The 11,616-nt window shown below is 65.5% G+C and carries 13 protein-coding genes; 6 read left to right on the forward strand and 7 right to left on the reverse strand.

Annotated elements, in window-relative coordinates; genetic code table 11:
* Positions 1 to 4: 4 nt before the first annotated feature.
* Entirely contained in the window at positions 5 to 607 is a 603-nt protein-coding gene (locus tag CH295_RS14000; protein WP_094741070.1) for a peptide deformylase, read from the reverse strand.
* Positions 608 to 902: 295 nt separating this feature from the next.
* Here CH295_RS14000 and napA point away from each other — a divergent pair, with 295 nt between their 5' ends.
* From napA to CH295_RS14020, 4 genes are all read left to right on the forward strand, one after another.
* The gene (napA, locus tag CH295_RS14005) at positions 903 to 1,241 is read left to right on the forward strand and encodes a nucleoid-associated protein NapA (RefSeq protein ID WP_032393769.1); all 339 of its coding nucleotides are present in this window, start codon (positions 903 to 905) and stop codon (positions 1,239 to 1,241) included.
* A 58-nt stretch (positions 1,242 to 1,299) separates the two neighbouring features.
* Entirely contained in the window at positions 1,300 to 1,830 is a 531-nt protein-coding gene (locus CH295_RS14010) for a LytR C-terminal domain-containing protein (protein WP_170945899.1), read from the forward strand.
* Between the two features lie 113 nt (positions 1,831 to 1,943).
* Positions 1,944 to 2,654: a superoxide dismutase[Cu-Zn] gene (gene sodC, locus CH295_RS14015; protein ID WP_052047257.1), complete on the forward strand. Its 711-nt coding sequence runs from the start codon at positions 1,944 to 1,946 to the stop codon at positions 2,652 to 2,654.
* Complete coding sequence (locus CH295_RS14020) at positions 2,617 to 3,786, forward strand: glutamate--cysteine ligase (protein ID WP_052047258.1); 1,170 nt, start codon at positions 2,617 to 2,619, stop codon at positions 3,784 to 3,786. The genes sodC and CH295_RS14020 overlap by 38 nt, the downstream gene beginning before the upstream one ends.
* A gap of 10 nt (positions 3,787 to 3,796) precedes the next feature.
* On the opposite strand, the gene mnhG is transcribed toward CH295_RS14020, so the two are convergent.
* The 6 genes from mnhG to CH295_RS14050 are packed head-to-tail and all read right to left on the reverse strand — an operon-like array spanning position 3,797 to position 10,157.
* Positions 3,797 to 4,138, reverse strand: coding sequence for a monovalent cation/H(+) antiporter subunit G (gene mnhG / locus CH295_RS14025; RefSeq protein ID WP_094632626.1), 342 nt, complete (start codon positions 4,136 to 4,138; stop codon positions 3,797 to 3,799).
* Positions 4,135 to 4,392, reverse strand: a complete 258-nt coding sequence (locus CH295_RS14030; RefSeq protein WP_037186722.1) for a monovalent cation/H+ antiporter complex subunit F — start codon at positions 4,390 to 4,392, stop codon at positions 4,135 to 4,137. The genes mnhG and CH295_RS14030 overlap by 4 nt, the downstream gene beginning before the upstream one ends.
* On the reverse strand, positions 4,389 to 5,030 hold the full coding sequence (locus tag CH295_RS14035) for a Na+/H+ antiporter subunit E (protein WP_306437403.1): 642 nt from the start codon (positions 5,028 to 5,030) through the stop codon (positions 4,389 to 4,391). Before CH295_RS14035 ends, CH295_RS14030 begins: the two co-directional genes overlap by 4 nt.
* A gap of 2 nt (positions 5,031 to 5,032) precedes the next feature.
* Entirely contained in the window at positions 5,033 to 6,676 is a 1,644-nt protein-coding gene (locus tag CH295_RS14040) for a Na+/H+ antiporter subunit D (protein ID WP_037186727.1), read from the reverse strand.
* Positions 6,673 to 7,296 (reverse strand): Na(+)/H(+) antiporter subunit C, encoded by a 624-nt coding sequence (locus CH295_RS14045; RefSeq protein ID WP_037186728.1) that lies wholly within the window; start codon positions 7,294 to 7,296, stop codon positions 6,673 to 6,675. The genes CH295_RS14040 and CH295_RS14045 overlap by 4 nt, the downstream gene beginning before the upstream one ends.
* Positions 7,293 to 10,157, reverse strand: coding sequence for a Na+/H+ antiporter subunit A (locus tag CH295_RS14050; protein ID WP_094741071.1), 2,865 nt, complete (start codon positions 10,155 to 10,157; stop codon positions 7,293 to 7,295). The genes CH295_RS14045 and CH295_RS14050 overlap by 4 nt, the downstream gene beginning before the upstream one ends.
* A gap of 232 nt (positions 10,158 to 10,389) precedes the next feature.
* Between CH295_RS14050 and CH295_RS14055 the strand changes: the two genes are divergently transcribed.
* Together CH295_RS14055 and CH295_RS14060 are read left to right on the forward strand one after the other, a co-directional pair.
* A complete protein-coding gene (locus tag CH295_RS14055) occupies positions 10,390 to 10,800 on the forward strand; it encodes an NUDIX hydrolase (RefSeq protein ID WP_353955473.1) in 411 nt (136 codons plus the stop codon).
* A 62-nt stretch (positions 10,801 to 10,862) separates the two neighbouring features.
* The gene (locus tag CH295_RS14060; RefSeq protein ID WP_094632629.1) at positions 10,863 to 11,615 is read left to right on the forward strand and encodes an isocitrate lyase/PEP mutase family protein; all 753 of its coding nucleotides are present in this window, start codon (positions 10,863 to 10,865) and stop codon (positions 11,613 to 11,615) included.
* The last annotated feature ends 1 nt before the right edge of the window (position 11,616 follow it).

Consider the following 11,616-nt stretch of genomic DNA (forward strand, 5'->3'; position numbering starts at 1 on the left):
ACGGTCAGTCCTCGTCCTCGTCGTCGTGCCCGAACGGGTCGTCGACGGTGCCGGGCGTCCAGCTCAGCCCCGGCACGCCCCACCCGGCGCGCTTGATGGCCTTCTTCGCGGCCCGCGCATGTCGCCCGATGAGCACGTCGGTGTAGAGGAAGCCGTCGAGGTGACCCACCTCGTGCTGGAGCATCCGGGCGAAGAATCCGCGGCCCTCGATGTCGACGGGATCGCCCTTGGCGTCGGTACCGGTCACTCGGGCCCACTCGGCGCGACCGGTGGGGTGTTGCTCGCCGGGGACGGACAGGCAGCCCTCGTCGTCGTCGTCCGGGTCGGGCATCGTCTCCGGAATTTCCGACGTCTCGAGCACCGGGTTGACGACCTCGCCGCGGCGACGGAAGATCTTGCCGTCCTCGCCTTGATCGGGGCAGTCGTAGATGAACAGGCGCTTACCGACTCCGACCTGATTCGCGGCGAGGCCGACGCCGTTCGCGGCGGCCAACGTCTCGTACATGTCGGCGATCAGCTCGGCCAGCTCGGCGGGTGACTCGGTGACGGGAGCGGTTGCGGTGTGCAGCACCGGATCGCCGACGATCCGGATGGGAAGAATTGCCATGGTCGACAAGGATAGTGGGCCGGGAGTGGAGCCTGCGGAACGACCCAGGGGGCGCGAGTGGAGCCTGCGGAACGACCCGAGAGCCTGGTGCATGTGGCCGGGTGCGGGGAACACGCCACGCGCCGGTACCTCGCGGGAGCCGTGCTCGAGGCGTCGAGCATGGTTGAATGATTCCCGAAGTACAACTGTGTAATTCGGTCGGTGCTCCTACGGGTGCCGGCAGTACTGGGGGATGCAGATTTCTCGGGGTAGGTGACCTTGCAGACCCCGGGGAGTCGAGAAGTCGAGGAGTGGGATGGACGGCGCAGCAGCGCGTGACTCGAACCAGTCTCAGCAACCGGGAAGTTCGGACGGCTCTCAGGATCCGAACGAGGTCGGTGCGGACGGACTGAGTCGACGAGAGCACGACATCCTGTCCTTCGAGCGACAGTGGTGGAAGTACGCCGGTGCGAAGGAAGAGGCCATCAAGGAACTCTTCTCCATGTCGGCAACCCGCTACTACCAGATCCTGAACGCGTTGGTCGATCGTCCCGAGGCGCTGGCCGCGGATCCGATGTTGGTCAAGCGCCTGCGTCGGTTGCGTGCGAGCCGGCAGAAGGCTCGTGCGGCACGTCGGCTGGGTTTCGACGTCTGAGCAGCTCTTTGCGTTCCACGTGCCGAGTCGTCGTCGACGGTCGGCTAGGGTCGAGTACGTGAGCAGCCCGAACCCGGAGCAGACCGGGCCACCTCTCCGTGCCCTGGCCATGGTGTTGATCTCGCTCGCGATTCTGTTCGCAGCGATCGGCGCGTTGTCGCTGACGGGTTCCGATTCCGACGAGGCGGCCGCCGAGCCCGCCGCCGAGACGACGAGTGCACCGGCTGCAGTCGCCCCGACCGCGCAGGCCCCTGCAGCGCAGGCACCGGCCGCCGACGCGTCGACCGGTTCTGCAGCCACCACCACCTCGGGTGCCCCCGCCGACGTCGAAGTGCGGGTACTCAACAACTCCAACGTCTCCGGCCTGGCGGCCGGTACCGCGAGCACGCTGACCGCCGAGGGGTGGAACGTCGCCGAGACGGGCAACTTCAGCGAAGCCCAGTTCGCGCAGACCGCGGTGTACTACGGCACGACAGCAGGCGAGGAACAGGCCGCACAGACGATCGCCACGCAGCTCGGCGTCCCGGCCGAGCCGAAGCCGACCTCGCTCGAATCCACGGCAGGCGTCGTCGTCATCGTGACCCAGTAGTCCTGCAGCGGCGAGTCCCACAGCGTCGACCTCCGTGCCCGATTCGGCTGAATCGGTCGGCACGTTATCATTTCCGAGCCCGGCGAAACTGCCTGAAAGAGGAGCGATTTCCGATGGACATGTTCAAGCGACGCACTGCTGCGACCCGCTCATTGCGTTACGTGGCCCCGGTCCTCGCGATCGCAGCGCTCGGGCTCTCCGCCTGCAGCAACGGCGAGGTTCCGTCCGATGTCCCCGGCACCGTCCCGCCGGTCTGGACCGGCGAGGCCGATCCGTCGGCAGAAGCCGTCGCAGGTGACAGCCCGGCCGAGTCGGGGTCCGGCGACACCATCGAGGGCACACTGCGCGACGCTTCCGGTGCCGAGGTGGGCACGGTGTCCTTCGCGTCCGAGGGCGACAAGCTCACCGTCACGGCCGAGGTCGAGGGCATGACCCCCGGCTTCCACGGTTTCCACGTGCATGCCGTCGCCGCCTGCGAGCCGAACTCCGTTGCACCGACCGGTGGAGATCCGGGCGCGTTCCTGTCCGCAGGCGGTCACCTGCAGGTCGACGGCCGCACCGAACACCCGGCCAGCGGCGACCTGACGTCCATCCAGGTCGGCGAGGACGGCACCGGGATGCTGATGACCACCACCGACGCGATCACACTCGACGATCTGCGTGCGGACGGTGCCGGAACCTCGGTGATCGTGCACGAGGGTGCCGACAACTTCGCCAACATCCCGCCGCGGTACACCCTGCCCGACGGTGCCGCTGTCCCGGACATGACGACTCTGATGACCGGCGATGCCGGCTCGCGGGCGGCATGCGCGGTACTGCAGTAGTTTGAGCGCTCCCCGGATCGACTTCGCGAGTTCACCGCGCCCGACGCTCGGCGTCGAGTGGGAGATCGCGCTGGTCGACAAGAACACGCGGGACCTGGTCAACTCCGCCGAGGCGGTCATGGACGGCGTCCGCGACCTGGCCGGGGACACCCCGCGGGTGACCAAGGAACTGCTGCGCAACACCGTCGAACTCGTCACCGGAGTGTGCGAGAACGTCGGGGAGGCGATGGCAGACCTCGGCGAGTCGCTCTCGCTCGTCGAGCGTGCCGCGGATCCGCTGGGAATCGATCTGTTCTCTGCGGGCACCCATCCGTTCGCCGAGTGGTCCACCCAGCAGCTCACCAGTTCGCCGAGCTACGACGAGTTGATCGCTCGTACGCAGTGGTGGGGTCGGCAGATGCTGATCTGGGGTGTCCACGTGCACGTGGGAGTGTCGTCTCCCGACAAGGTCTTTCCCATTCTCAACTCGCTGCTGCTGCAGTACCCGCACCTGTTGGCGCTCTCGGCGTCCTCACCGATCTGGGCGGGCAACGACACCGGCTACGCCAGCAATCGGGCGCTGATGTTCCAGCAGCTGCCGACGGCCGGTCTGCCGTTCCAGTTCGAGAACTGGCCACAGTTCGAGGGATTCGTCCGTGACCAGCTCAAGACCGGCGTCATCGAACAACTCGGCGGCATGCACTGGGACATCAGGCCTGCACCGAAGTGGGGAACGATCGAGGTCCGGGTGTGCGACGGGGCGTCGACCAAGCGGGAGCTCGCGGCTCTCGTCGCGTTGACACACTGCCTCATCGTCCATCTCGACGAACGTCTCGAAGCGGGGGAGACCCTGCCGTCGATACCGCCGTGGCACGTGCAGGAGAACAAGTGGCGGGCCGCTCGATACGGACTGGACGCCGAGATCATTCTCGACTCCGACAGCAACGAACGTCTGGTCACCGACGATCTGAACGACCTGCTCGAGAAGCTGACGCCGACGGCGGTGCGACTCGGTTGCGTCGACGAGTTGGCAGCGGTGGCCGACATCCCTCGGCTCGGGGCGTCGTACCAGCGTCAACGGATAGTGGCCGCGAAATCCGACGGTGACCTGCGAGCCGTCGTCGAATCGCTGGTCACCGACCTTCGATCCTGATTCGCGTGCGCTACTGATCCGCTTCGTTCGGTTCCATCTCGTTGACGATCAGCAGTCCGTCGCGGCCGCGCTGCTCCCGGTAGGCGACGCGGCCGACGGTGTGCGCGATCACCGGGGCGGTCACCAGGGTGAAGATACCCACCAGCACGAGCATCCAGATGTCGACGTTGCCGCGAAGGCTGATGACGGCTCCGATCAGAACCATGATCAAGCCGACCACCTGTGGCTTGGTGGCCGCGTGCATCCGCGACAGGGTGTCGGGGAAGCGCACGATGCCGACAGCGGCAGTGAACGCCAGCAATGCCCCCAACAGGATGAAGACGGATGCGATGACCTGGGCTACGGTGCTCATTCGTCCCTCACTCTGAAGCGTGCGATGCTGACCGATCCGACGAAGCTGACCAGGGACAGCGCAACGATGGCCGGTACGAGGGTGGTGTCTCGGCTGTAGACGGCCCATACCCCGAGACCGCACATCGAGACCGCGAGGATCGTGTCCATCGCGACGAGACGGTCGAGCGTGCTCGGGCCGTCGAGCAGCCGGTACGCGGTCAGGATTGCAGCGGCCAACAGGAGGGCACCGGCGATGGCGAGAACGACGGTCACGACCAGTCCCCCTTCCTCTTGTCGTCGGTCTTCTTGTCGTCTCGAGGGGTGTCGGGATCCTGTGCGGCAGGATCGTCGCCGAGCACCCCGTGATACTGCTCGTACTCCTGGTAGTGCAGGGGGCTGGGCTTCCAGTCCGAATCTCGCTCGAATGCCGCGATGAACAGCTTCTCCAGGTTTCGGACGTAGGCGTAGAAGCCGTCGACGGCCTTCTGAGTGCCCATGTCCAGTACGTGTACGTAGAGCAACCGTCTGGTTCGGTCGATCTCGAGAACCATGGTGCCGGGAACGAGGTTCATCGCGTCGACGAACAGCGTGAGCACCAGATCGGATTTGATCGCGATGCGGCAGCGCAGCACTCCGGTGACCGGCGGTGCTTTCGGGCGGATCGCCAACCAGGCCACGCTGACGCTGGATTCCCCTGCGTAGTAGAGAAATACGACGGCGAGTTTGACGAGCGAGAACCCGTGGATGCGGCCCTCGACCGGAACACGAGGCAACGGCAGCAGCACCATGATGAGCAGTCCCACCGCTATTCCACCGAGAACGTTCGCCGCAGAGACGTTGCCCCACAGCAGTACCCAGATCGCCGTCAGCCACGCCAGCGTCCACAGGCGCAGCAGAACGGAGCGGTTCATCTTCATCGGGTGCCCTCCTCGTTCGTGCGCGACTGCTCGTAGGCCTGATCGCCGACCCATTCGGCACCGCGCACCGCATCGATGTACACCGAACGATCGCGAAGGTCTGCCGCAGCGCGGTCGCTGATGTCGATGATGGGGCCTGCGAACACCGTCATGGCCAAGCCGACGGCAACGAGCCCGATGGTCGGGAGCAACATGAAGGCGGGCATCCGGCCCACGTCCTCGCGGTCACCGAACTGGATGTCGGACGAGTCGTCGAGAAGAGCGGACGGGCTGTTGTCGGCCAGGTCGCCCTCGGGCGCATCGGCGCGGGCGCGCCAGAACGCCTTGGTCCACACCCGAGCCACCACGTACAGCGTCAGCAAGCTGGTGACGGTTCCGCCTGCGACGAGCAACCAGGCCAACACACTGCCCTGTTCGCTACCGGCCTGCAGCAGTGCGACCTTGCCGATGAAGCCCGAGAACGGAGGAATGCCACCGAGATTGAGGGCAGGCACCAGGAACACGATCGCGAGAACCGGGCTGGCCGCAGCCAATCCACCGAGGCGTCGAAGCGAGGACGAACCGGCCTGACGCTCGATGAGACCGACGACGAGGAACAGCGTCGTCTGCACCAGAATGTGGTGGGCGACGTAGTAGATCGAGCCGGACAATCCCGATTGTGTCGACAACGCGACACCGAAGATCATGTAGCCGATGTGGCTGACGAGGGTGAACGAGAGCAGTCGCTTGATGTCGCTCTGTGCGATGGAGCCGAGGATGCCGACGAGCATCGTCAGTAGGCCACAGACCATCAGGACGTTGTCGAGCGAGCCGTCGGGGAAGAGCAGGGTGTGGGCGCGGATGATCGCGTACACACCGACTTTCGTCAGCAGGCCGGCGAACACGGCGGTGACCGGTGCCGGGGCGGTGGGGTAGGAGTCGGGTAGCCACGTCGAGAGCGGGAACACCGCGGCCTTGATGCCGAACGCGACCAGCAGGACCGCGAAGATCGCGGTTCTGGTTCCGGAGTTGATGTCGTCCATCCGTACCGCGATGTGGGCCAGGTTCAGCGTCCCGGTTGCGCCGTAGACCAGCGCGATGCCGATCAGGAAGATCAGCGAGGACACCATCGACACCATCACGTACGACACGCCCGCGCGTACCCGGTCCGCACTCGCACCGAGCGTCAGCAGCACGAACGAGGCGGCGAGCAACACCTCGAAGCCGACGAACAGATTGAACAGGTCGCCTGCGAGGAACGCGTTGCAGACGCCTGCGGTCAATGCGAGATAGGTCGGCAGGAAGATCGAGACGGGCTGGTTCTCGCTGCCGTCGCGGATGCCCTGGCCGATGGAGTACACCATGACCGCGAGCAGCACGATGGACGAGACGACGAGCATCATCGCCGACAGGCGATCCACCACGAGAGATATGCCGAGCGGCGAGTCCCAACCACCGACCTGCAGCGCGCTGGTGCCGTCGCGGTCGGCGAGGTAGAGCATCATCGACGAGATCGCGACCACCGCGGTGAGCGCGACGAGGGTGATGAATCGCTGCGCGCGGGGCCGTCGTCCCAGCACCAGGGTCAACGCCGCCGCGAGCATCGGAATCAGCACCGGCAGCGGAGTCAGAACGTCGATCACTGCGGGGGAGATCGTCATGCGTGGTCTCCCTTCTCATCTGGTCGGCTGTCGTCCTTCTCGGCGGTGTCGAGTCCGTCCAGCCCGCGCAGCTGCGGGTTGTCGTCGTCGTTGTCGAAGTCGCCGTCGTGCAGGTCCTCGTAGCACTCGAGATCCTCGCGATTGACGAGTTGTTCGATCGGAATCGGGTTGCCCTTCGAGTCGAACGCGTCGCCGCCGAAGCTCGGCTCACCCGTCACCGGGTCGTCCGAACGATCTCGGTCGGGGGCCTCGGCCATCGAGCGACGCCGCGAGACCTTGGTGTCCTCGGGGTCGTTCTCGACGTCGTCCTTGGTGTTGAGAGTGAACGACCGGTACGCCAGGGCCAGCACGAACGCCGCGATTCCCATCGTGATGACGATTGCCGTGAGGATCACTGCCTGGGCCAGCGGATCCGCCATCTGTTGGTTGACCGCGTTGTCGCGGCCCACGATGGGCGGAGCTCCCGCGGGGCCGCCGACCGTGAGCAACAGCAGGTTGACGCCGTTACCGAACAGCAGCAGTCCGAGCAGCATCTTGGTGATACTGCGTTCGAGCAACAGGTACACACCCGATGCGACGAGGACGCCGGTGATGATCAGCATTCCGAGATCTGCGGTCATGGGGCGCTCACTCGGCCTTGGCTCTGCATTTCCACCTGCGCGTCGAGACGGGCACCGAGGCTACGGAGCACGTCGAGTACCAACCCGACCACGATGAGATACACACCGAGGTCGAAGAACAATGCGGTGACCAACTTGATGTCGCCGAGAATCGGCAACGTCACCTCCAACGTCGCCGAGGACAACGCCGGTGCTCCGAGGAACATCGACGCCACCGCGGTTCCGGCCGCGAAGATCAATCCGAGTCCGAGGATCTTTCCGGCGTCGATCGGCACTGCCTCGCCGAGCTCGTAGCGGCCACCGGCCAGGTACCGCAGCACCAGCGCCAGTCCGGCGGTGAGCCCACCGGCGAAACCGCCGCCCGGGGCGTTGTGGCCGGAGAAGAAGAAGTAGATCGACAGCACCATGATCGTCGGGAAGATCAAGCGCGTGGTGACCTCCAGGATCAACGACCGATGCCGCGGATCGATCAGATCGCCGCCGAGCAGCCACGTCGTCTCCGCAGAGAAATTCGCGTCCGAGTTCGACGAGGAGGCGTTCGATGCGGGGGCGTCCGACACCCGCGGAGCACTGCCGAACCGGCGGTTGCGGAAGACCAGGCTCGCCACACCCGTCGCCGCGACGAGCAGGACGCAGATCTCGCCGAGGGTGTCCCAGGCTCGGATGTCCACGAGGATCACGTTGATGACGTTCTTGCCGTCGCCGAGTTCGTATGCGGCGTCCGGCAGGAGCAACGACACCGGGGCCGTGTTGCGGGCGTTCATCGCAAAAGCGCCCAGCACACTGACGGTCGCTCCGACAGCGACGGCCAGCACGGCGCGTGGTCCGCGGGAGCCGGCCGAGCCTCGATCGTCGACCTCGGCAGGCAGCTTGCGCAGCACCAACACGAACACGACGAGGGTGAGGGTCTCGACCAGGAACTGTGTCAGTGCCAGGTCCGGTGCGCCGTGGATGGCGAAGATGACGCCGCAGCCGTAGCCGGTGAGCCCGACGAGGATGACGCTGGCCAGGCGGTTGCGCATCACCGTGGCTCCGAGACCGCCCGCGATCATGATCGCCCCGATGATCAACTGCAACGGGGAGTTCCACAGTGTGTAGTCCAGGCCGGAATCCTGGCCGACGAGCAACACGATCATCGGTAGCAGCACCAATGTCAGCAGGATGGTGCCCTGGGTGAGAGGGAGCGAACCACGCTGCGTTGTGCCGGTCAGGCGGATGGAGAGGGCATCCATGTACTTGAGCACGTTGTCGTAGATGCGGTCTGCATTGCCGAGCGGGGGATGCTCGAACTTGAGCCGGTTGACGACCCGGTGGGCGATGAACAGCCCGACACCGCCGGTGACGACGACGACCGTGAGCGCGAGCGGAAGGTTGAAACCGTGCCAGAGAGCCAGGTGGTACGGCTCCTGGCCGTACGACGGAAGGGTCCGCGCGTACGGGCTGACGATGTGGTCGACGACCGAGGATCCGAACCCCGCGACCAGGCCGAGCACCGCCAGGAATGCGGGTGCCGCCAGGAACAGTGCGGACGGCGCGTGCATCGCCTTGACCGACGGACTCGCCCGCTTGAGCTGCTTGCGCGCGAATGCACCCCACACGAATCGGATGCTGTAGGTGACGGTGAGGATCGAGCCGATCACCAGGCCTGCGACGACGAAGGCTGCGACCGTGGGATCGAGTGTCGGCGTGCTGATCACTGCCGACAGCGCCGTCTCCTTGCCGACGAAGCCGAGCATCGGCGGTAGTCCGGCCATGCTGGCCGCGGCCAGCGCTGCTATCGCGGCGAGCCAGGGAGCCTTCTTGCCCAGGTGGGCGAGTTTGCGGATGTCGCGGGTGCCGGTGGTGTGATCGATGATGCCGACCACCATGAACAGGGTCGCCTTGAACATCGCGTGTGCGATCACCATCGTCAGGCCGGCGAGCATCGCCTTCTCGGACCCGATGCCGACCAGGACCATGAGGAAGCCGAGCTGGCTGACGGTTCCGAACGCGAGGATCAGTTTGAGGTCGAATGCGCGCAGGGCTCGCCAGCCGGCCAGGATCATCGACAGCAGTCCGAGGCTGATCACGGTGGCGCGCCACGGGCCGGAATCGGCGAACCCAGGGGCCAGGCGCGCCACCAGGTAGATGCCTGCTTTGACCATCGCCGCGGCATGGAGGTAACCACTGACCGGAGTCGGGGCGGCCATGGCCCCGGGGAGCCAGAAGTGAAGTGGCACGATGGCCGACTTGCTCAGTGCGCCGATGAGAACCAGCACGATTGCGACACCGGGCAACCAGCCGCCGGGCGCGTTCGCGACCAGCTCGGAGAGGTTGTAGGTGCCGGACACCTGGCCCAGAATGATGATGCCGACCAGCATCGCCAGGCCGCCCGCAGTGGTGACGAGCAGTGCCTGGGTGGCCGCGCGTCGGCTCGACGCTCTCTCGGCGTAGTGGCCGACGAGCAGGAACGACAGGACCGTCGTGATTTCCCAGAAGATGTAGAGCACCAGCATGTTGTCGCTGGTGATGAGGCCGAACATCGCACCGGAGAACGCGACCATTTCGGCGGCGAACAATCCGAGCCGGGGCTCGTCGTCCTCGAAGTAACGCGCACAGTAGAGCAGAATCAGGGCGCCGATGCCCAACACCAGCAGCGACATGATGGCGGCGAGTGAGTCGAACCGCATGTCGATGTTCATCGACAACCCGGGGACCCATTCGATGTTCAGCTTCTGGTCGGTTCCCCAGTTGCCGAACACCCAGATCAGGCTGAGCAGGGGTACGAGAGCGAGCGGGAAGAAAGCATTGCGACCCCACCACCGGACGAACAGCGGCGCGAGCAGCGCGGCTGCGGTGTGCGCAAGAAGAATGGCGAGCAAGAATCACTCCGTCGTCTCGGTCGCGTCGGCGACTGGGCCGAGCGGTGGTCGTTGGGCGGCGATGAGTAGGGTCTGGAAATCGGTGTGAAATTAGATGTATGTCTTTGTGAAATAACGAAGCGGCTGCCGAACGGCAGCGCGCCAGTTGTCTGTTTCCATCCTACTTTGCGAGGTAGGCGGCGTGCCAAGCGGTACAGAACGCTGCGAGTCCGTGAGTGAGGGGAGCGCATCGGTGACCGATTCGAGGCTCATTCGTACCGCCGGATTGGCCTACGTCCGGGATCGTCGAATGATCCAGACGCGATCGGCCGGCAAATCCGCGTTCTACATGGCGGGCGGCAAGATCGACCCCGGCGAGACACCCGAGCAGGCACTGCACCGAGAGATCAGAGAAGAGCTCGATGCGGCGGTGACGGACGTCCGGCTGCTCGGGGTGTTCGAGTGTCAGGCATGGGGGCACCCACCGAATACCCCGCTCGAGATCACCTGTTTCCTCGCCGACCTGGCGAACGAGCCGTCGCCGACCAATGAAATCGCAGAGATCAGGTACTTCACCCGCGACGAGTACGCGGCCATGTCCGACGTCGCTCCGGGATCGCTGATGGTGTTCGACCGGATGAAAGCACTCGATTTGATCGACTGAAGCGCGTATGTTGGTTGTTGAGAGAACGTACGTTCTCCACAGCCACCGCGAAGGAGTCCTCTATGACGAACCTGTCCCAGAAAGCCACCACCCTGCTCGAGCTGCACCAGCCCGGAAACCCGGTCGTCCTGCCGACCGTCTGGGACGCCTGGTCCGCCAACCTGGCAGTGTCCGCAGGCTTCACCGCGCTGACCGTCGGAAGCCACCCCGTCGCCGATTCCATCGGCAAGCCCGACAACGAAGGCATGACCTTCGACGAACTGCTCGCCCGCATCTCGCAGATTTCCGCAGCCGTCGACGTGCCGCTGTCGGTCGACATCGAATCCGGCTACGGCGAGGACCCCAAGCGACTGATCGACGGCCTCGTCTCCGTCGGAGCCGTCGGCCTCAACATCGAGGACACCGTGCACAGCGAAGGCGGACGCCTCCGCGAAGCGCAGGAACATGCCGACTTCGTCGGAGCACTGCGCGCCGCATCCGACGCCACCGACGTGCACGTGGTCATCAACGCCCGCACCGACCTGTTCGTCAAGGCCATCGGCGACGAGAGCGACCGCGTCGAGCGCGCCATCGCACGTCTGAAGCTGTGCGCCGCAGCCGGAGCCGACTCGCTCTACCCCGTCGGATTCCACAACGACGCCGACTACAAGCGTCTCGCCGAGGAACTCCCACTGCCCATCAACGCCATCGCCAACCCGGCCGAGGGCGACCTGTCGCACTTCGCATCCCTCGGCGTCGGACGTATCAGCTTCGGGCCGATCTTCCAGATGGAGCTGGCCAAGCGGGCAGAGGAGATCCTCGGCCGCTGGAAGTGAG

The organism is Rhodococcus sp. 14-2483-1-2, from assembly GCF_002259405.1.
Lineage (GTDB): Bacteria > Actinomycetota > Actinomycetes > Mycobacteriales > Mycobacteriaceae > Rhodococcoides.